The organism is Psychrobacter sp. M4, from assembly GCF_055699795.1.
This window is the reverse complement of the sequence record NZ_CM146740.1, coordinates 1,754,845-1,776,423: the sequence shown is the minus strand read 5'-3', so window position 1 is coordinate 1,776,423 and position 21,579 is coordinate 1,754,845. Positions and strand designations below refer to the sequence as shown.

13 protein-coding genes and 1 pseudogene are annotated in these 21,579 nt (G+C 43.6%); 12 read left to right on the top strand and 2 right to left on the bottom strand.

Annotated features, from left to right (window positions below; all coding sequences use genetic code 11):
- Window positions 1-107: 107 nt before the first annotated feature.
- Window positions 108-1,340, top strand: a pseudogene (locus ACR63N_RS07245) (IS3 family transposase).
- A 650-nt stretch (window positions 1,341-1,990) separates the two neighbouring features.
- Here the strand turns inward: ACR63N_RS07245 and ACR63N_RS07240 are convergent.
- Window positions 1,991-5,164, bottom strand: a complete 3,174-nt coding sequence (locus ACR63N_RS07240; protein ID WP_472782690.1) for an ESPR-type extended signal peptide-containing protein — start codon at window positions 5,162-5,164, stop codon at window positions 1,991-1,993.
- A gap of 434 nt (window positions 5,165-5,598) precedes the next feature.
- A complete protein-coding gene (locus tag ACR63N_RS07235; RefSeq protein WP_472782689.1) occupies window positions 5,599-6,504 on the bottom strand; it encodes a hypothetical protein in 906 nt (301 codons plus the stop codon).
- A gap of 238 nt (window positions 6,505-6,742) precedes the next feature.
- On the opposite strand from ACR63N_RS07235, the gene ACR63N_RS07230 reads away from it, so the two are divergent.
- From ACR63N_RS07230 to ACR63N_RS07180, 11 genes are all read left to right on the top strand, one after another.
- Window positions 6,743-7,708, top strand: coding sequence for a LysR family transcriptional regulator (locus tag ACR63N_RS07230; RefSeq protein ID WP_367108726.1), 966 nt, complete (start codon window positions 6,743-6,745; stop codon window positions 7,706-7,708).
- Between the two features lie 161 nt (window positions 7,709-7,869).
- Entirely contained in the window at window positions 7,870-9,147 is a 1,278-nt protein-coding gene (locus ACR63N_RS07225) for an NRAMP family divalent metal transporter (RefSeq protein WP_367107416.1), read from the top strand.
- Between the two features lie 377 nt (window positions 9,148-9,524).
- The gene (gene prpB, locus ACR63N_RS07220; RefSeq protein WP_367107422.1) at window positions 9,525-10,412 is read left to right on the top strand and encodes a methylisocitrate lyase; all 888 of its coding nucleotides are present in this window, start codon (window positions 9,525-9,527) and stop codon (window positions 10,410-10,412) included.
- A gap of 99 nt (window positions 10,413-10,511) precedes the next feature.
- Complete coding sequence (gene prpC / locus ACR63N_RS07215) at window positions 10,512-11,639, top strand: bifunctional 2-methylcitrate synthase/citrate synthase (protein ID WP_367103179.1); 1,128 nt, start codon at window positions 10,512-10,514, stop codon at window positions 11,637-11,639.
- 384 nt (window positions 11,640-12,023) lie between these two features.
- On the top strand, window positions 12,024-14,669 hold the full coding sequence (acnD, locus tag ACR63N_RS07210) for a Fe/S-dependent 2-methylisocitrate dehydratase AcnD (protein WP_472782723.1): 2,646 nt from the start codon (window positions 12,024-12,026) through the stop codon (window positions 14,667-14,669).
- A 117-nt stretch (window positions 14,670-14,786) separates the two neighbouring features.
- Complete coding sequence (gene prpF, locus ACR63N_RS07205) at window positions 14,787-16,022, top strand: 2-methylaconitate cis-trans isomerase PrpF (protein ID WP_472782688.1); 1,236 nt, start codon at window positions 14,787-14,789, stop codon at window positions 16,020-16,022.
- A gap of 83 nt (window positions 16,023-16,105) precedes the next feature.
- Entirely contained in the window at window positions 16,106-16,561 is a 456-nt protein-coding gene (locus ACR63N_RS07200) for a GNAT family N-acetyltransferase (RefSeq protein ID WP_472782687.1), read from the top strand.
- Window positions 16,562-16,616: 55 nt separating this feature from the next.
- Window positions 16,617-18,440 carry an ABC transporter ATP-binding protein gene (locus ACR63N_RS07195; protein WP_367110329.1) on the top strand — a complete coding sequence of 608 codons (1,824 nt, stop codon included), beginning with the start codon at window positions 16,617-16,619 and terminating at the stop codon, window positions 18,438-18,440.
- Between the two features lie 179 nt (window positions 18,441-18,619).
- The gene (locus ACR63N_RS07190; protein WP_367107427.1) at window positions 18,620-19,054 is read left to right on the top strand and encodes a hypothetical protein; all 435 of its coding nucleotides are present in this window, start codon (window positions 18,620-18,622) and stop codon (window positions 19,052-19,054) included.
- A gap of 175 nt (window positions 19,055-19,229) precedes the next feature.
- Window positions 19,230-19,826: a GNAT family N-acetyltransferase gene (locus ACR63N_RS07185; protein ID WP_367103183.1), complete on the top strand. Its 597-nt coding sequence runs from the start codon at window positions 19,230-19,232 to the stop codon at window positions 19,824-19,826.
- 172 nt (window positions 19,827-19,998) lie between these two features.
- Window positions 19,999-21,516 (top strand): bifunctional 2-methylcitrate dehydratase/aconitate hydratase, encoded by a 1,518-nt coding sequence (locus ACR63N_RS07180; RefSeq protein ID WP_472782686.1) that lies wholly within the window; start codon window positions 19,999-20,001, stop codon window positions 21,514-21,516.
- Window positions 21,517-21,579 lie beyond the last annotated feature (63 nt).

Here is a 21,579-nt window from a genome sequence, read left to right as displayed (position 1 = left end):
GGCTGATTTAATATTTTTCTGTGACATTCCAGATAGCGATACTGAGCTATGCTGAAGAAACCGTACAACTAAACTTGGTAAACTAAGCACAATAACAGGAGTTTACCATGACCAAGAAATTAAGAACTTACAGTGACGAATTTAAAGCCGAAGCCGTCAAGAAGATAGCGGATAACAACGGCAATATTTCAGCGACCGCAAAGCAACTTGGCATCGCCATGCAAACGCTATCCAACTGGCAGAACAAAGCCAATCAAGGCAAGCTTGTCGGCACAAAGCAATATGATCCTGACCTTATGAGTGCTCTTCAAGAAATAAAGCAGCTTAAGCGTCAGCTCAAAGTGGCTGAAGAGGAGCGCGAGATTTTAAAAAAGGCGACGGCGTACTTTGCCAATGAGGAACGTTAAGAAACAGTCTAGTAGACTGTTTTAGTGACGCAAGACGTAGGGCTATGCCCGCAGTGACAGTTAGTGAAGTACGCCTTTATCAAAGACAACCAGAAGATATTTAGCATCACCACTATGTGCCGTGTGTTAAGGGTTAAGCCCTCAAGCTATTACGACTGGATTAGTCGTGACATCAGTGACCAACAGATACACCGCAACCAGTCTGAATTACTGGTTAAAGCGGCTCACAGTGAAACGAAAGAATGTTATGGCGTAGATCGACTGCATGCTCATCTAAGCGAGCAAGGCCACAACATTAGCCTGTATATGGTAAGAAGCATCAAAGAGCAACACGGCATTAAATGCCGTCGTCACAAGCGCTTTAAGGTCACCACTGACTCTAATCATAACAAACTGGTCTATCCAAACGTGCTCGATCAGCAGTTTGATGCCAAGTGTCCTAATCAGGCGTGGGTCAGTGACATCACCTATATCTGGACAAATGAAGGCTGGCTGTACTTGGCAGGCGTTAAAGATTTATATACCAAAGAGTTGGTCGGCTATGCTATCAACAAACGCATGACTGCTGACTTGGTTTGCCGTGCACTTAATATGGCAATCAAAAACAAACGACCTAATAAAGGATTAATTGTGCACTCAGACAGAGGCAGCCAGTATTGCAGCCATGCCTACCACAAAATCATCAAGCAGCATCAATTTACAGGCTCAATGAGTGCTAAAGGTAATTGTTTCGACAATGCACCGATAGAAAGCTTCTGGGGCACTTTAAAGAACGAGCTGGTATATCATCAGGATTATAAGACTAGATTTGCAGCGATCAACGATATTATTAGATACATCGAGCTGTACTACAATCAGACTAGAATTCAAAAGGGCTTGGGCTATAAGTCGCCAAGACAGGTGTGGTTTGATTATTATCGTCAGGCTGCGTAATCAAAATCTCCCAAGTTTGGGTCTACGGGATTGACGGCAGGGGTCACTACTTATAAATAGCTAATAACCGTTGTGGAATTATGAAGTTCTCCATTAACATACTCCCAATCCTCTTTGGAGGCGTCTGGATTATACGCTGTTCTAACATCTAAATTCCCTTAATTATCATAGTCTAACAGTATTAAAAGACATCTCCCATTTGCTAGATAGATAGTTAGATTCAACAGTTCAACCTCTTTTTCTGCGAGCTCATTTTCTATTGTTATCTTCCCTCTACAATAAGCGTTTGACTTGGCTTATCAATCATACGTAACTGGTTTATTTCCCTTGCCTTCTTTACCTGAATATCCAGAAATAGTTACTGATACCAGATACCATCTCCGCCTTTTCTAGCCATTGCTGCATTGTCAGCTTTACAGTAATCGCATACATTAATAAATGAGGATTATCGTACTCAGTCTAAGTTGAATATTAAGGTTCATGAACCATTTATTTTTATATTGACTATAGGTCATTGTTTTTACTAGATAATTATCTATTTTAACTCGCGAACCCAACTTTAGGTAGCCATAAGTTAAATAAGATATTTTATACAGGTATAAAAAAAGGGATAAATCAATATCCCTTTTTATCTCTTATCTAATTAGTACCTACCAGCTATAGCCAAAGCCTACGCCACCAGAGGTTTCATCTTTGGTAAAAGCGCCACCTATACTAACGCTAGTATTGGGGTTTATTACGCGCTGATAGCCTACCGAAACGGCTTGCTCAGAACCTTGGAACCCTGCGCCGACGCCAACACGATTTTCACCTTGTAACCCTGAGGTACTAGTCGCCATGTTTAGCATAGCGGCACTCATCGCCCCTTGACGATCAAAACGCTCATCGACATCATGAAAACGTCTGTCAGTCTCATATTCATAATCACGGAAGGTATTAGTCAAAGTTGCTATACCCGTATCGGTATAGGCATTAGCAGCTTCGACAACGCGCGATTCTGCCGTTTGTAATTGACGGACGTTTACCGCATCATGATCAGCTGTGCCCTCAGCCACGTTGATAATTTGGCGCTGGCTGTCAGCAGAACCTACTGATACCGTATTATCGCGATCCGATGAGCTAGAATTATTACCCAATACCACGGCATTGTCGGCTGAGGTATTGACGTTGTTACCTAGCACAAAAGTGTTGTCGCCAGACACCGTATTGTCATTACCAATGCTGTAGCTGTTATCGCCGCTTACGATACTGGGATCACCAATCGCACCAGAATTATTCCCCGTGACTTTATTGCCCGTACCGATACTGATAGCTTGTACACCGCTTGCCTCTGCACCCTCACCGATGACAATGGATTGCTCACCTTCACCTTGTAGATCTGCATTATTATCTATAGCATTTGCCTCTACCGACCTTATACTTGCATTGTCGGCAGTTGCAAACTCTGCAAACGTAAACCTACTGATTTCATTATCAATAGGTGCAGGTTCAATAGATGCAGGCTGAATCATAGCTGACTGTGGGGTAACTAAAAAGTTTCTTTGTATCACTAGTATTTGATCATCGACGTAACGTTTATTGGCGGCATCATAAGCGTTTTGCGGATCAGCAACGTTAGTGATACGTTTCTCGCGACCTCTGCGGCCAACTGAAACAGTGTTGACCTCATCAGCAAGAGAATCGTGACCGATGGCTGTCGCGCGGGCGGCTGTCGCTCGGCTACTGCTGCCAAATACGTTACTAAAACTACCTGAGGCCTTATTGTTATAACCCACTGCACTACTACCGCCACCTGATGCAATGTTATTGAATCCTAGCGCACTGCTATAGCCGCTTGATGCAACATTACCACGACCCATTGCACTACTAAAATGACCGGATGCTTCATTATTATAGCCTACGGCACTACTAACATTACCTGAGGCAGTATTGCTACGACCTAGCGCGCTGCTATTTATTCCTGATGCTTCATTACTAATACCTATGGCACTGCTGTTCCTACCTCGTGCTACATTGCTCACACCTATTGCACTGCTGTTATTACCCTCTATAAAGTTATGATTACCAATCGCAGTACTATCAGTACCTCTTGCTGCATTTCCAGCACCCACTGCACTACTATTATCAGCTGCTGCATTATTGCTATAACCTACCGTAGTCGTATAATTACCTTCTGCATAATTATAACTACCTACTGCACTACTATTGCTCGATGCCGTATTGCCATAACCTACCGCACTACTCTCAGCACCCTCTGCATGATTGTCACCACCGACAGCACTGCTAAAAAGGCCCCTTGCGCTATTACCATTACCCAATACACTACTGTTTTCACCTGATGCCGTATTGCCATAACCTACCGCGCTACTATTGGCGCTCTCAGCCTTGTTTTCGACTCCAAGCGCGCTACTGTTTTTCTCTAAAGCCTGATTGTGAGCACCCAGCGCACTGCTATTATAATAGCCACTTGCTGTATTGTTATACCCAACGGCAGTACTGTTCTCACCTGATGTGGTATTACTTGCTCCCACTGCACTATTGTATTCACCCAACGCTTCATTACTAAACCCTAAGGCATTACTATAATTACCTTCTGCTGCATTGTAAGCGCCCACCGCACTACTAACATGACCCAAAGCTTTATTATAAGTACCTATTGCACTACTATCGTTACCTGAAGCATTATTTTCATTACCTACCGCATTACTACTCTCACCTCTTGCTTCATTGATGTAGCCTACGGCACTACTGTTTCCCCCTGATGCGGTATTTTCGTTACCCATTGCACTACTATGATAACCTGATGTAGCATTACCACGGCCTAGGGCACTACTCCAACCGCCCTGTGCAGTATTACTAACACCTACCGCAGTGCTAACATCACCTGATGCTGTATTACTACGACCTAAAGCACTGCTATCAACGCCTAGTGCCTTATTGCTAACACCTACCGCAGTGCTAACATCACCTGATGCTTCATTAGAGGTACCTAGCGCACTACTAAATTTACCTGACGCCTCATTTTTATACCCTACGGCGTTGCTATAATCTCCCAATGCTGTATTAAGACGACCTAACGCACTACTTCCAATACCTGTGGACTGATTATTAGTACCCATCGCACTACTATTCTCACCTGAGGCTTCATTGCTATAACCTACCGAACTGCTGTTTTCGCCCGATGCCGTACTCTCGTTACCTGATGCACTGCTGTACATACCTGATGCTTCATTGCCACGACCTACGGCATTGCTAAAAAAACCCGACGCTCTATTACCAGCACCCATCGCAACACTGTATTCTTCTACTGCCGCATTGCCATTACCTATTGCAACGGTCCCCCAAGTTTGCGCATTATTGTTACTACCTACAGCACTACTTTCATGACCGGATGCCTTATTATTATGACCTAGAGCACTGCTACCATCGTGCAATGCTTGATTTTTACTACCGACCGCACTACTAAATCTACCCTCTGCCCTATTATCAAAACCGACTTCAGTACTGAATGAGGGAAATGGATTTTCATCTAGGTCCACATCACTACTGTTTTTATTCAAATTAATGTAACTAGGATCCGTATTATCGAATCCAGTATCTGCCCAAGCAGTAACGCTACTGATAGCTGCCATACTGAGCACCAGAGCTTTTAGGGTAAGTGTTTGATAATTAGAAGAATGTTTAAATGAATTAATAGATGGACTAGTCGTTTGACCGATACTGCCAGTAACACTACTGGTTTTACCCGCACTTTTCGCCTTCTCAGAGACAACGACAATACATCCTAGTGATTGATTCCAAACTTTTTTAAATATTTTGTTCATAGCTTGCTCCTTCGCTTTGAGAAATAATCTTAGATAATTATTCATTAAAGCGAATGTATTTACAAGCCTGCAAAACCACAGTAACACCTGTTACTTTTCTGTATTGTATTATTTTTCCGACAAAAGTTTTTTATAGTAGAATAATTGATTTATCTTATTAACAATTTTTAGTTGATGATTATTAGGGAATTTTAATATAAATAAAAAGCTTGTTTATTTAAATAGTTATCTAATTGTTAGATATATAAAAAATTATTATTCTCCAATACTAAAAATATTAAATTATAATATTTATATTTTACCAATTTTTATCGGTAATCCTACTATTTATAAAGGTAGTATTATTTTTTTTAAACCATTTTTCTTAATGTAAACAAATAATTGTTTAACAAAATTAATTGCAAAATTTACAATTTATTTGTAACTTATGAAAATCAGTTGTTAATTTCGCGATACAAGGTACTTTGCGCCTCCTCTTTAAAATCTTCAAGACTAATAGCAGGATTTACACTTGTCTTGTCATCAGAATAATCACTACTATCTGACTCCCTTTTTGCGTTGAGCGGCTCAGTCTTAGGGGTAAGCTTGTGGGTACTGGCTGCCTTTTTTGGTTTCTTCTCTAAGCTTACAATTGTAGGAGTTTTGGTTGCCTCTAAGCTTGTTATTGGCTCTGATTCTACTACGGGTACTGCTGCGGTTTGAGTCTCTGACTGACTATTGCTTATATTGGCAGGGGCTGGCAAGTTAGTAGTTGCTAATGGTTGATTAAGAACAACAGCTGAATCTTCAGTGGTATTGCTCGATGTCGTTACCTTATTGCTAACATACATTGCCATGAATACAAGGGCGCTGATGAGTATTAGTGACACACAAATCAGACTGATAATTAGTAGCTTGATACCTTTATTTTTCTTGATTTGCTCTTCACTTATAGTTTCTTTTTCTAGGCTTAACTCGGGGTTTATCGTATTTGGTATAGATATCTCAGCATCCCTACTAACCACTTCGGCGGTTATTTGCTTCGAGTTATCTTCTATATTAAGTAACCTGGTTTGGGCAGCGACTTTATCAACATTGCTATCAATATAAGCAGTCGACTCAAGATTATCAGAAAGGGATGATGTCTCTAAACTCAAAGACTCATAAGAGAGGGTCTCTTCACTCTTTGGTGAATGTTTTATGTGCTTATTTTTTTTATTGGCCTGACTGTCTATATTCTGAACACGATTGATAAAACGTTCATAAATATCGTTGTTACGCGCAGCTTTTTTGGCTGGTGTCGGCGTAGAATATACCTGATCAATAATATTACCAGCGTCGTTATTATCCAAATCGTTCATAGAATACCAAGCCAGTTCTCACTGTTAATATCAAGCAATGGTTAAATTTGCTAAGATACTTGTTTTTATAAGTTTTGCTATAGATTGCTTATACAACACCAATAAAAAAGCAAGAAACATGCCAGTCAATCAAGCGTCTTTTTTGCTTTGAACACAGATAAAATAGACGTTTTAAAGTTATTATTGGGCATTTAAAAAGGACTTTAGACTGTTGGTTTAATAATACAGGTTTAACAGTATGGATCTAAAACAACTCAATGCTTTCGTTGCTGTCGCTGATCTGCAAAGCTTTAGCGCTGCTGCAAAAACGACCGGCTTATCACAGCCTAGTCTAAGTCGTCTACTCAAACAGCTAGAGATAGACATGGGAGTTGAGCTGATCGATCGTTATCATCGTCCCTTGCAGTTAACTGATGCCGGATTGTTTTTTTATGATAAGGTGCGTGCTGTACTAACAGAGCTTGATACGATCACCAATATGACCAAGCGCTTATCTGCGCCAAGTCAGGCTTTGAATATTGGTTTTGTGCCCTCAGTGTTGTACGGACTATTGCCTGAGATCATTGCAGATTTCAAACATAACAATGTCAACCCTGATACGAATGGCAACACTGATATTGAAGTGAACCTCAAAGACATCAGCTCCTACCAGCAAGTTGAGGCCCTCAAAAACGGCGAAATCGATGTAGGCTTTGGTCGATTTGCCCATCAAGACCCTTGGATACAGCAGATTTTGTTGCGTCATGAGCGTTACGTAGTCGCTCTTCCCAAAGCGCATCCTCTAGCGCAGATAAAAGAGCAACGCCTGATTGACCTGGCCAGCAATCGTCTGATTTTATATCATCAAACTCATCTGTCTGTATCAGCTACTACCTCTACTACTAAACCTGTTACCGAACCTTTACTTTATTTGTTTGCGCAGTACGGTGTCACGCCGCTTATGACCACTAAAGTCAGTGATCTACAAGTAGCGCTTAGTTTAGTTGCCGCAGGAGAAGGCATAACCTTAGTACCTGCCAGCCTACGTACAGTACGCACCGAGCAGATCAGCTATCAGCGGCTCATCCATGAAAATGTCACCTCCCCTATTTATTTGCATACTCTAAAAGACTTTGTGCATCCTAAAATTCCAAATCTACTGGACGCTGTTTATCGAGTATATGAGCAGCGCGGTATCACTTATCGCCGTCAGCAGTTTATCTAGCTTTGATTACTTATTAACTTAAATAGCAAGAATAATTATTATCACACTCTATATTAGGTATGCTAAAGTCAGCATTATCGTTTCACATAGTGATTTGTCTATGCTTGCAGGTAGCTCATCACAAGGTAGTGAGAGCTTTTTAAATATATTTTGAGGTGCTTATGACCACACAACAAATAAATAACCCCGATACCACTATAGCGGCTCAGGACGAAGGCTTTAGCTGGCGTATTTTCGGACCAGGCATCTTGATGGCGACTGCAGCTATTGGCGGCTCGCATTTGGTATCCTCTACCCAAGCAGGCGCTATCTACGGCTGGCAACTGGCGATTATGATTATTCTTGCCAACGTCTTCAAATATCCATTTTTTCGCTTTGGTACCGACTACGTCTATGACACTGGTGAGAGTTTGATTGCCGGCTATGCTAAACGCTCAAAAGCTTATCTATGGATTTATTTTATCTTGTCCATCTTATCAGCGGTTATTAGTACGGGGGCGGTCACCTTACTTGCAGCAGTTATTTTAGGCTTTATGCTGCCAGCCTCCCTAGGGTTATCGAGTATTACCTTAGCGATTATCATCGTTGCGGTTTGTTGGTTTTTTCTGATTGCTGGTCACTATAAGCTGCTTGATGGGGTGACGAAGTGGATTATGATCGCTTTGGTCGCTACCACTGTTTTGGCCGTGATGATCGCAGCGGGCAAGCCATCGGCGATAACTGCTGATTTTGTCGCCACCTCTCCTTGGAACCTAGCTACTTTAGGCTTCATCGTCGCACTTATGGGCTGGATGCCAGCGCCGCTTGAGTTCGCTGCGATTACCTCAATGTGGACCTCAGCCAAAAGAAAAGCGGATCGCACCAACTACCGTCAAGGGATGATTGATTTTAATGTGGGTTTTTTGGTATCAGCTATCTTGGCGCTGTTTTTTTTAGCATTAGGCGTTTTTGTGCAGTATGGTACGGGTCAAGAGATTCAGATTGCAGGTGCCGCTTACGTCGATCAGTTAATTAATATGTATACTGCCACGATTGGTGAGTGGTCGCGCCTGCTTGTTGCTTTCGTCGCTTTTATGTGTATGTTTGGCACTACCATCACTTGCGCGGATGGTTATGGCCGTGCCAATGCTGAGTGCTGGCGTTTAATCAAAGGTGAGGACGAGATTAATAACAAGCAGGTTGCCTTTTGGACCACCTATGCTATCGGTGGTGGTTTAGCGATTATCGCCTTCTTTACCGGTCAGCTCGGCGCGATGCTCAAGTTCGCTATGATATCGGCCTTTATCTCTGCTCCTATCTTTGGCTGGCTCAATTATTCATTGGTCAAAAGTCATAAAAAGATGTCGGCTGGCATGAATGCTTATTCAATTGCCGGTTTAGTGTTCTTAGGCGGTTTTACGCTGCTATTTCTAGCCAATCTCGCTGGTTTGTTTGGTTAGGTTTTAGTAGCCAGTTTAGCTAATTTATATAGCTCCAAAACCCTTTTGACCTAGTCAAAAGGGTTTTTGCTTTTATACCTTGATAAAAAATATAACTATAAAAATGAATATAAATGTAACAATATATTAATGCTGTCTGTGTTGTAGTTAAGGATATTTTTAAGGTTGCAAATAATATAGATAGCAAAGAACTGTATTATGGATAATAGTATTCATAATTTAAATATAGTTAGAAAAATTAAAAAGTTTATATCGTAATTTTTAATAACCAAAAATAATAACCCCTTCCAAATTAAGGTAATTGCGTATACTCTAAAGCGATACAGTTTTTAGCACTATCTAATAGCTTTATTTACCCTCCACGCAAGGATACTCGTATGAGCTCAGCTAGCGCGCGCTTTCGCAGTGCACTCAAACAAAAAAACGATAACAACCAACCGCTACAAATCGTCGGCACTATCAATGCCTATACCGCGATGATGGCCACCCAAGTCGGCCACCAAGCGCTATACCTCTCTGGTGGCGGCGTGGCTAATGCTTCATTTGGTCTACCAGATTTAGGTATGACCAGCCTTGATAATGTATTAGAAGATGCACGGCGTATTACCGACGCTGTTGATACGCCTTTACTTGTCGACATTGATACAGGCTTTGGCGGCGCATTTAATATCGCCCAAACCATCAAAAAGATGGAAAAAGCGGGCGTGGCTGCGGTGCATATCGAAGATCAAATTGCGCAAAAGCGCTGTGGTCATCGGCCTAATAAAGAAATCGTTAGTATCTCAGAGATGGTGGATCGTCTGAAAGCGGCGCTTGATGCCAAAACTGACGACGACTTTGTCATTATGGCGCGCACCGATGCGTTATCTGTTGAAGGACTTGATGCGGCAGTTGAGCGCGCGGTAGCGTTTCAAGAGGCGGGCGCAGATATGATTTTCGCTGAAGCCTTGACCGATATTGAGATGTACCGTAAATTTACTGACGTACTTGATATTCCTGTGCTCGCCAATATGACTGAATTTGGCCAGACGGATCTTTATACCACCGAGCAATTATATGGTGTTGGCGTCGATATGGTGCTGTATCCGCTATCTGCGTTTCGAGCGATGAATAAAGCGGCCCTCAATGTTTATCAACATCTTTTAGATGATGGCACCCAAGAAAATGTCGTTGATACTATGCAAACTCGTATGGAGCTCTATGATTTTTTAAACTATCATGAGTTTGAGCAGACGCTGGACAAGCTATTTGCAGATAACAAGTAAGGTATAAGCTTGTTTTCTTATTAAGAACTTTTAACAGTTAACCCCGTTCAACCCAAGCAATTTGTAAACAACAAAGCTACCAACAAAAGGAATTTAATCATGGCAGCAAAAAAAGAGTTATCAGGCGCAGGTCTTCGCGGTCAAGTCGCTGGTAAAACAGCATTGTCTACGGTCGGAAAATCAGGCTCAGGCTTGACTTACCGCGGTTACGATGTATCAGAGCTTGCAGACAAATGCATATTTGAAGAAGTGGCCTATCTGCTGCTTTATGGCAATTTGCCAACGCAAAGCGAGCTTGATGACTATCAAGCCAAACTCAAAAAACTGCGCGGTCTGCCGCAAGCGCTTAAAGATGTACTCGAGCGCATTCCAAGCGACGCGCATCCTATGGATGTTTTGCGTACGGGCTGCTCAATGCTCGGCAACCTTGAGATGGAAACTGACTTCGATCAACAAAACGACAAAACCGATCGCATGCTGGCAGTATTCCCCTCGATCATCAACTATTGGTACCGCTTTACCCATGATAATGAGCGCATCGAAACCGAAACCGATGACGACACTATTGGTGGTCATTTCTTGCACTTGCTCAAAGGCGAGAAGCCAAACGAGCTACATACCAAAGTGATGAACGTCTCGCTTATTTTGTACGCTGAGCACGAATTTAACGCCTCAACCTTTACTGCCCGCGTTTGTGCCTCGACCCTATCTGATATTCACTCTTGTATTACTGGTGCTATCGGCTCACTGCGTGGCCATTTGCACGGCGGTGCTAATGAGGCAGCAATGGATATGATCGAAAACTTTAGCTCACCTGATGAAGCTGAAAAAGAGATGATGGCCATGCTTGAGCGTAAAGATAAGATCATGGGCTTTGGTCATGCCATCTATAGCGAATCTGATCCACGTAACGTAGTTATCAAAGGTTGGGCTGAGAAACTAGCTGAAGATGTTGGTGATACAGTGCTATACCCGGTATCGGTACGTGCAGAAGAAGTCATGTGGCGCGAGAAGAAACTGTTCTGTAACGCGGACTTTTTCCATGCCTCAGCCTATCACTTTATGGGTATTCCAACCAAGCTGTTCACGCCGATCTTTGTCTGCTCACGTCTAACCGGCTGGGCCGCTCACGTCTTTGAGCAGCGCGCGAATAACCGTATTATTCGTCCAAGTGCCGAATATACTGGTGAAGAGCTGCGTCCGGTGCCAGATATCAGCGCGCGTTAATTCGTTTCTAATGTGAAAGAGTTGTAGGGTGGGTTAGAAGCGTAACCCACCGCTCTAATTAAATGATCAATTGGTGGGTTACATTTTATTAGCGCTTTTCGAAAAAGCTTTATAAAACTAACCCACCCTACAATTCTATCGTTTTTTGATTTATGTAGGGTGTGTTCCACGTACCCATTACTCGTTAAAACCGGAGTTCTTGGCCCGTTATGTTTATATTAAGATCAGGTTTATTTAGCAAAACCTATTACCAATAATAAGTTTTGTTAAATAAATCCTCTTTGCACCTCTAATTTACCTCATTTATACCCCACCATTTATAAAGGAAAGCACGCCATGAGCGACGATAGCAAGCAGCCTTTAACGCAAGTTAATCCGCAAACCATGAATGAGCAGTATAAAAAGCCGCTCCCTAATACCGATTTGCATTATTTCGATGTCCGTCAAGCGGTCAATGATATTGAGCCAGGCGCTTATGCTAAATTGCCTTTTAGCTCCAAGGTTTTGTGCGAAAACCTAGTGCGTCGTTGCCCGCCAGAGGATCTAACTGACGCGCTCAAGCAGCATATTTACCGCAAGCAAAATCTTGATTTTCCGTGGTATCCAGCGCGCGTCGTCTGTCATGACATCTTGGGTCAGACCGCCTTTGTTGATTTAGCAGGTTTGCGTGACGCTATTGCTGCTGAAGGTGGTGACCCGTCCAAAGTCAATCCTATTGTACCGACGCAGCTCATTGTCGATCACTCACTAGCCGTTGAGCATGCAGGCTTTGAAGAAGATGCCTTTGAGAAAAACCGCGCCATTGAAGAGCGCCGTAACGAAGATCGCTTCCACTTTATCAATTGGTGCCAGTATGCCTTTGATAACGTCAACGTCGTACCGCCCGGCAACGGTATCATGCACCAAATCAACCTAGAAAAAATGTCGCCAGTAGTACAAGTCGTTGCTGATCAAGACGGTGATGCGGTAGCCTTCCCTGATACTTTAGTCGGAACCGATAGCCATACGCCAATGGTCGACGCGCTAGGTGTCATCTCAATCGGTGTAGGCGGTTTGGAGGCTGAAAGCGTCATGCTGGGTAATCCATCGTACATGCGTCTGCCAAACATCGTCGGCGTTGAGCTGACGGGCAGATTGCAAGAAGGCATTACTGGTACCGATTTAGTGCTAGCGATGACGGAATTCTTGCGTGAGGAAGGTGTGGTCTCTGCCTATCTTGAATTCTTTGGTGACGGCGCGCGCAATCTAACCGTTGGCGACCGCGCTTCTATCTCCAATATGACCCCTGAATATGGCGCAACTGCGGCAATGTTCTCCATCGATGAGCAAACCATCGACTATCTGCGTCTAACAGGTCGTACCGAACAGCAAATCGCAACCGTTGAAGCTTATGCCAAGCAAACGGGACTTTGGGCAGATGGTATGGTCGATGCTGAGTATGATCGAGTGTTGCACTTTGATCTATCCAAAGTGGTGCGTAATATCGCGGGGCCTTCACGTCCCCATGCACGCGTATCAACGACTGATTTGGTAAAAGAAGGTATCGCTCACGGCGAAGGTGACAAATTACCTGAACCAAAAGACGGTCTTATGCCTGATGGCGCGGTTATTATCGCTGCAATTACTAGCTGTACCAATACCTCAAACCCGCGCAATATGGTTGCTGCCGGTATCGTCGCCCGTAACGCTGCCCAAAAAGGCCTTGTGCGTAAGCCTTGGGTCAAGTCCTCACTCGCTCCCGGCTCAAAAGCGGTTAAGCTTTATCTAGAAGAAGCTGAATTATTACCTGAGCTGCAAAAACTTGGCTTTGATGTCGTCGCCTTTGCCTGCACCACTTGTAACGGTATGAGCGGCGCGCTGGACCCTGATATCGAAAAAGAAATTATCGATCGTGACCTGTTTAGTACTGCGGTGCTATCGGGCAACCGTAACTTTGATGGACGTATTCATCCCTATGCCAAGCAAGCCTTTTTGGCATCCCCGCCACTGGTTGTTGCCTACGCTATCGCCGGTAATATCCGTTTTGATATCGAAAAAGACTCGCTGGGCAAAGACCAAAACGGCAATGATGTTTATCTTAAAGACATCTGGTTTGATGATGCTGAAGTTGACGCTATCGTCGCCGAGTCGGTTAAACCTGAGCAGTATAATGAAGTGTATATCCCGATGTTTGATGAGGCCAAAGCGCAGGCGGGTCGTAACGAAGCCTCGGTCATCGATCCACAGTATGATTGGCGCGAGATGAGTACTTATATCCGCCGTCCGCCGTATTGGGAAGGCAAAATGGCGGCAATGAATAAGCTCAAAGGCATGCGTCCACTCGCCGTACTTGGTGACAATATCACGACTGACCATATGTCACCGTCTAATGCGATCATGGGTGAATCCGCTGCTGGCGAATATCTCGATACCATGGGTCTGCCCGCTGAGGACTATAACTCCTATGCCACGCATCGCGGCGACCATTTAACCGCGCAGCGTGCCACCTTTGCCAATCCAAAGTTGCTTAACGAGATGGTACGTGACGAGAAAGGCGACGTCATTCAAGGCTCACTGGCTCGTGTGGAGCCTGAAGGTCAAGTGATGCGCATGTGGGAGGCGATTGAAACCTATATGAATCGTGATCAGCCGCTGATTATTATCGCAGGCGACGGCTATGGTCAAGGCTCAAGTCGTGATTGGGCGGCAAAAGGCGTGCGTTTGGCTGGCGTGGAAGTCGTCGTCGCTGAGGACTTTGAGCGTATTCACCGTCAGAACTTAGTCGGTATGGGCGCCCTTCCCGTCCAGTTTAAAGAAGGTACCAACCGCGAAACGCTAAATATCGATGGTACTGAGGTGTTTGATCTCGAAGGTGAAGTTTCCGCTGGTGGCGAGATGACGCTGGTCATTCATCGTCAAGATGGTAGCGTCGATAAAACGCCAGTTATCTGCCGCTTAGATACCGCTGATGAGGTAAAAATGTATAACTCTGGCGGTATGCTCCAGCGCTTTGCTAAAGAGTTTATCGACGGTACGTTAGATATCGCTTAGCCTCTAAAGGCTAACAAGCAGTAAATGAGCCGATGTTATATAGAGATATGGCATCGGTTTTTCTATACAACCAATAAAACAACAGACAAATCATAAATATATAAAGGACGCCCAATAATGACCCAACCAAATTCAAAACCAAAATTCGCCCCACAAATCTCCGTCCCCGCCACCTACATGCGCGGCGGCACCTCAAAAGGTACGTTTTTCAAATTATCCGATTTACCTGAGCGTTGCCAAGTTGCTGGCAAGGCTCGTGATAATTTTTTACTGCGCGTCATTGGTAGCCCCGATCCTTATGGTAAGCAAATCGATGGTTTAGGTAATGGCAGCTCGAGCACCTCAAAGACGGTGATTTTGTCTGAAGCATCACGTGCAGACCACGACGTTAATTACCTGTTTGGACAAGTTAATATCGCCAAACCTCTGATAGATTGGGCAGGTAACTGCGGTAACTTGACTGCTGCGGTTGGGGCTTGTGCTATTAATATGGGTTTGGTTGCTGCCGATAAAGTAAATGCTAGTGCTGAGCATGGTATTTGTGAAGTGCATATATGGCAAGAAAACATCAGTAAAACCATCATTGCCCATGTTCCAGTTTATAAAGATGAGCAAGGTAAAGTGCAAGTTCAAGAAACGGGTGATTTTGAATTGGACGGTGTCACCTTCCCGGCCGCTGAAGTTAAAATTGAATTTATCGACCCGGTTGATTCCTCAAGCGATATGTTCCCAACCAATAACTTAGTTGATGATTTTGATGTCTCCGGTTGCGGTTTGGATAAAGACAGCGTCAAAGCGACTTTTATTAGCGCGGGCATTCCAACTATTTTTATGAAAGCGGAAGACTTAGGTTTTAACGGTACAGAGCTACAAGGCGACGTTAATAGCAATGACGAATTATTAGCTAAGTTAGAGGCAATCCGCGCACGTGGCGGCGTCGCTATGGGACTGTTTAAAGATGAGAGTGAGGCACAAAGCAGCCAACATATTCCCAAAATAGCTTGGGTGGCTCCGGCGCAAAGTTATACCGCGTCCAGTGGTAAAGACGTTAGTGCGGATGACATTGATTTAGTGGTACGCGCGATGAGTATGGGACAATTACATCATGCCATGATGGGTACGGCCGCAGTTGCCATTGCAGCAGCAGCAACCACACAAGGAACATTGGTCAACGAAGCCGCTGGGGGCAGCGAGCTGTCCGAGGTGCGCTTTGGTCATCCTTCAGGAACGCTCTTGGTCGGCGGCAGAACTGAACAAGTGGGTGGGCGCTGGCAAGCTAAAAAAGTCTCGATGAGCCGCTCAGCGCGTCGTATAATGGTCGGCGAAGTGTTTGTTCCAGCGGATGCTTTTTAAGCACCGCCTTTTAGATATTGGGAACACGATGTTTACTCGAAAAATTGATGAGCATATCGCTTTAGCTTTGGTGCAACCTAGCTTTGCGAAAGCTTAAAGACTTAGCGCGGTATTTACCTTGGGTTGCTAATGCCAAGGACGAAGATTTCTTCTTAATTTTTATTAACAAATCTTTGCATGATTATGCTGATGGTAAGTCTTTGACCTGCGCCATTATTTATGAACGGCAAATAGTTGGAAATATTAGTTTTAATCAGATTGACTATAAATTAAGTAAAGCCAGTATAGGGTATTGGTTAAGCCAAGCGTACCGCGGCCGAGGCATCATTACTAAATGTGTGGCACACTTAATTAAAATAGGCTTTGATGAATTAAAATTAAATAAGGTTGAAATCAGGGTAGCGACTGATAACGCTTCTAGTCGCGCGGTACCTGAGCGTTTAGGTTTTAAACTAGAAGGTATTATTACTCAAGCTGAGAATGTAAATGGTATAATCGTTGACCATGCTGTATATGGCTACCCTGTCAATCTAGTATAAATCCGTTAATCTATAATAAGCCCCTTTTATTATGACCACTCCCCCGCGCCGTGTGATGTTAGACAAGAAGCCGCCCGTCGAGAAAAAAGAGCGGCGAGCCCTACTTTGGGATATTCTCAAAAAGCTTGCCGTATTTGCCTCGCCTTACAAAACGTTAATTATTGCTACCTTAGTTTTGACCGCGCTGGGTTCCTTCACCGCGCAGGTCAATGCCTTTGTACTGCGCTACGCCGTCGATACACTGACCGAAATTGCAACCCTTGCCGAACCTTGGGAAGCGGGCGTGCGCATGCTGATGATTATTAGCGCCATTTTACTGACCAAAGAGATATTGTCGATATTTATCTCTTTTGGTCAGCGCTTTTTTGGTGAGAAGATTCGTATTAATCTCTCGCGTGATTTGTCGCAGCGCATTATTGAGCGTATTTTGACTTATCGTATGGCGTTTTACACCAGTAGTGAAAACGATAGTGGTAAATTGCAAACCCGTATTGATATGGGTGTGAGCAGTTTGACTAGCCTTGTGCAAAACTTCTTTATCGATATGCTGCCGCTGTTTGCTAGCGCCATTGTTTCCTTAATTATTATGTTTTCGACCAACTTTTGGATTGGTCTGGTCGGTCTTATTATTATTCCGATTTACTTCTTTATCAGTCAAAAGCAGGCGCTGCGTTTGCAGGGTTTTCGGCGGCAGATGCGCGGTTTTCGCGAGGCCAAAAGTGGCCTAGTGATCTCCCTTATTAATTCAATCAGCGTGGTCAAATCCTTTGTTCGTGAACCGATTGAGGCGCAAAAGCACCTAAAAATTCAAAAAGAGATGACCGACAACCAGCTGCGTATTCGCAGCATTGGTTTTGTTTATGACGCGGTTAAGACTTTCATTGAACAAATCGGCGTAGTGGTTATTATTCTTTTAACCTCTTATTTTGTATTAAATGGACAGATGACTATCGGGATGATTTTATTTCACGTTATGCTGTTTCAAAACGTCGCCGCGCCTATTCGTCAATTGCACCGTATTTATGATCAGATTAATAATGCCTTGACCTATGCCGAAGGCTTCTTTGAGATTTTAGAAGACGATAAACAGGTTGAGAATATCGACGGCATGAGTAGTGAAAATCTTCAAGGTCATATCGAGCTGAAAAACGTTGATTTTACTTATCCCAATGGCACGCAGGCGCTCAAAGATGTCAGCTTTACCATTAAACCCAATCGTATCACTGCTCTGGTGGGCCTCTCCGGCGCAGGCAAAAGTACCATTATTAACCTGCTGGTGAAATTTTATGAGCCAGACGCCGGTCAAATATGCTTGGATGGGCACGATCTCAAAGACTGTAATACTCATGATCTGCGTCAACGTATTGGCCTTGTGCTACAAAGCAACCATATTTTCTCAGGGACCATTAGTGAAAATATCCGTTATGGAAATATGAATGCTAGTGAGGAAGATATCATCGTGGCCGCCAAAAAAGCCTCTATTCATGAGCAAATCATGGGCTTGAGCGATGGTTATGAGAGTACGGCAAAATCCTTGTCAGGTGGTCAGCAGCAGCGTATTGCGCTGGCAAGAATGTTTCTAAAAGATCCGCCGATTGTGTTTTTGGATGAACCTACAGCAAGCCTTGATGCTATAGCCAGTCAACAGGTCAAAAAAAGCTTAGATTTGATCAAAGAAAATCGCACCGTCATCATTGTCTCGCATAATATTGCGCAAATTATTGACGCTGATGATTTAGTAGTGATAGAAAACGGTCAAGTGGTCGAGACGGGTACCCATGAAGAATTGTATGACGAAGGCGGTAAATACTACGAGATATTCACCGCTATGTCAGATAGTTTAAATTTAGATAAGATCAGTCAGACGATTAATGGTTGATAAATTTTTATTAGTACTTATTAAATAAGAGTAAACTATTAAATAGGTCTATGGATAAATTCTACATATATTATTTTGTATGTATTTATTGTCTATAGTATCAATACCTTGATTGATGGTTGCTAATCCAATCAAGGGGAGTAGAATACCCTCACACTTATAGTAAGGACGAGACGCAAATGATCAACATTCCAGCACCTACCTTTTCAGTACCTACTTCTATACCTATGCTGTCAGCACCTGCATTGCAGCTGCAACAAAAAGCTTTAACCATGTGTTTAGCGATTCCACAAGTTATGGCCACACGTATTTGGAAGATTGCCAGCTCTCCTATGAATTCTGATAGCCAGCATCAAGAGATACATACCATGATTGCAGAAAAGCAAATGGCGTTTATGCAGTCTATGGGTGATATCAACTCGCAAATCCTAGCTTCACAAATCACTTTAGGCAAGCAGTGGATGAGCGACTTGCAGCGTTTGGCATTGGGTAATCATAATGCTTTCAATAACTTTGGCATGCACATTGACGAAGAAGCTACCAAGATTATGGATAAAGGTATTAGCCCTTATGCCAAGACGGTAGAAGATAATAAAACGCGCCTATCGCATTAATCAGGTCACTACTGTTTAGTAGAATATATCTGGTAGCATCAGTAGGATCAGGGTTAAGAAAGATGTCTTTCTTAACCCTGTTTTGTTTCTTTAAAAAATAGGCAACTGCTATAATTAAAACTATCGAAAATTAAAAATATTAAAACATCGTTTAAAGCGCTAAGAAACCGTAACTATGACCAATGAATTTTCCATAAAAAAGTTTGACGACTTAACCTCAGTTGATGTCTATCATATCTTAAGAGCGCGCGCGCAAGTGTTTGTAGTTGAGCAAAACTGTCCTTATCAAGATATGGACGAGTTAGACTTCGACTGTCTGCATCTAATTGCTCACCAAAACGAGATGCTCGTTGGCTACTGCCGTATTATCCCGCCAGAATTTAACACCCTAAAATCGCTATCAAGCCCAGCCAATCAGATGTCAGCCATTGGTCGTGTGCTGGTATTAGCACCGTATCGCGGTAGTGGTCTTGCCCGGCAAATCATGGTACAGGCTATCAATTACTGCCGCAAACACTACGGTAAAAAAAGGCCTATTGTTATCTCGGCGCAAACTTATTTGCTTAGCTTTTATGAGTCGTTAGGGTTTGTCGTAGAGGGCGGGCGTTATCTCGAGGATGGCATTGAACACGTCACTATGGTATTACCGCCTGTCAAAAAGGTTAAAGTAAAAAAAGAGAACTCAAAGAGTACAGTAGGCACTATTCTCACCTTTTTACTGCTGATATTAGGGCTTATGTTTATCGCTGGCCTGATTTATTTGATGACCTGATTTGATCGCTCAATTTGACGATTTGGTACGTAATGCTTGCACATTTCAATAGATTCTTAACATAATTCAGTTTGGTGCTTCTATAGCGATATGCTACTTTTAATGAATAGCTACATCAATGATAACTATTCATTATTGATGACCTATGTAATCCAAGGATAGGGAGATCATTATGTCTAAAATAGAGAAAAACACCGTAGAGAGTAACGTCCGTCCAGAATATGACGATGAGATTCAAAAAATTGCTGATTATGTGCTCAATTATTCTATAGATGACGACTCACCCAATAGCGATGACGCGTGGAATACGGCGCGCTACTGTTTAATGGATACTTTAGGCTGCGGCCTGCTTGCCCTGCGCTTCCCTGAATGTACCAAGCATCTAGGCCCTAATTGCGCCGATCAAATTACCCCCAACGGCGCACGGGTGCCTGGCACCTCTTACCGACTCGACCCGATCAAAGCCGCTTTTGATATTGGCTGTATTGTGCGCTGGCTTGATTATAACGATACGTGGCTAGCGGCTGAATGGGGGCACCCTTCAGACAATCTAGGCGGTATCTTGGCAGTCGCTGATTATATTAGCCAGCAAAATATCAGCAAAGGTCACGCGCCCTTAACGATGCGAAAAGTGCTTGAGGCCATGATTATGGCGCACGAGATTCAAGGCGTTATGGCACTGGACAACTCCTTTAACCGCGTCGGACTGGATCATGTGTTCTTAGTCAAGTTGGCCTCAACTGCTGTCGTTGCTAAATTATATGATCTACCGCGTGAGCGTATTATGGCGGCAATATCCCAAGCACTGGTTGATGGTCAAGCGCTGCGAACTTATCGCCATGCGCCCAATGCCGGTAGCCGCAAATCATGGGCGGCAGGCGACGCTACTAGCCGGGGCGTGCGTTTGGTTGATATCTCGCGCCGCGGTGAGATGGGTATTCCAGGCGCTCTATCAGCGCCGCAGTGGGGGTTTTACGACGTTTTATTTAGCCATACTAATAAGGATTTGGCGACCAAACCTATCGATGAGCGCCGCTTTAGCTTCCAGCGTGATTTTGGTAGCTATGTGATGGAAAACATTTTATTTAAACTAAGCTTTCCTGCGGAGTTTCATGCGCAAACCGCGTGTGAGGCGGCAGTAATTTTGCATCCGCGTGTTGAAGATAGAATTGATGATATCGAGAAGATTGTACTCACTACCCATGACTCAGCGATTCGCATTATCTCCAAAGAAGGCCCTCTTGCCAACCCTGCTGACCGTGACCACTGTCTGCAATATATGGTTGCTGTGCCGCTACTAACGGGCGATTTGATGGCGGAGAATTATGAAGATGATTATCACGAGCAACATCATATACTGATTGATGGTCTGCGCCGTAAAATGGTGGTCGAAGAAGACCCAGAGTATTCAAAAGACTATCATGACCCTGATAAGCGCTCCATTGCTAATGCCATCCAAATTTTCTTTAAAGATGGCAGTAGTACCGACAAGGTCGCTATCGAATATCCTATTGGTCATAAGCGTCGCCGTGATGAGGGTATTCCAGTGCTAGAGGCTAAGTTTCAGGCAAGCCTTGCCACACGTTTTATCGATAGCCGCTGCAAACAGATTGTCGAGCTTTGCAACAATCAGGCGCAGCTAGAACAAACGCCAGTTAATGAGTTCATGGATATGTTCGTTACTAATTGATGTTTTATCAGCTAAAGATTTATAAATCAAAAGGACCGCTTATGATTTAATCATGAGCGGTCC

Excerpts from the sequence above, each read along its gene's own strand:
- prpC (WP_367103179.1), top strand. The coding sequence starts at position 10,512 with ATGGCAGCAAAAAAAGAGTTATCAGGCGCAGGTCTTCGCGGTCAAGTC.
- ACR63N_RS07190 (WP_367107427.1), top strand. The coding sequence starts at position 18,620 with ATGATCAACATTCCAGCACCTACCTTTTCAGTACCTACTTCTATACCT.
- ACR63N_RS07225 (WP_367107416.1), top strand. The coding sequence starts at position 7,870 with ATGACCACACAACAAATAAATAACCCCGATACCACTATAGCGGCTCAG.
- ACR63N_RS07230 (WP_367108726.1), top strand. The coding sequence starts at position 6,743 with ATGGATCTAAAACAACTCAATGCTTTCGTTGCTGTCGCTGATCTGCAA.
- acnD (WP_472782723.1), top strand. The coding sequence starts at position 12,024 with ATGAATGAGCAGTATAAAAAGCCGCTCCCTAATACCGATTTGCATTAT.
- prpB (WP_367107422.1), top strand. The coding sequence starts at position 9,525 with ATGAGCTCAGCTAGCGCGCGCTTTCGCAGTGCACTCAAACAAAAAAAC.
- ACR63N_RS07240 (WP_472782690.1), bottom strand. The coding sequence starts at position 5,164 with ATGAACAAAATATTTAAAAAAGTTTGGAATCAATCACTAGGATGTATT.
- ACR63N_RS07235 (WP_472782689.1), bottom strand. The coding sequence starts at position 6,504 with ATGAACGATTTGGATAATAACGACGCTGGTAATATTATTGATCAGGTA.
- prpF (WP_472782688.1), top strand. The coding sequence starts at position 14,787 with ATGACCCAACCAAATTCAAAACCAAAATTCGCCCCACAAATCTCCGTC.
- ACR63N_RS07180 (WP_472782686.1), top strand. The coding sequence starts at position 19,999 with ATGTCTAAAATAGAGAAAAACACCGTAGAGAGTAACGTCCGTCCAGAA.
- ACR63N_RS07195 (WP_367110329.1), top strand. The coding sequence starts at position 16,617 with ATGTTAGACAAGAAGCCGCCCGTCGAGAAAAAAGAGCGGCGAGCCCTA.
- ACR63N_RS07185 (WP_367103183.1), top strand. The coding sequence starts at position 19,230 with ATGACCAATGAATTTTCCATAAAAAAGTTTGACGACTTAACCTCAGTT.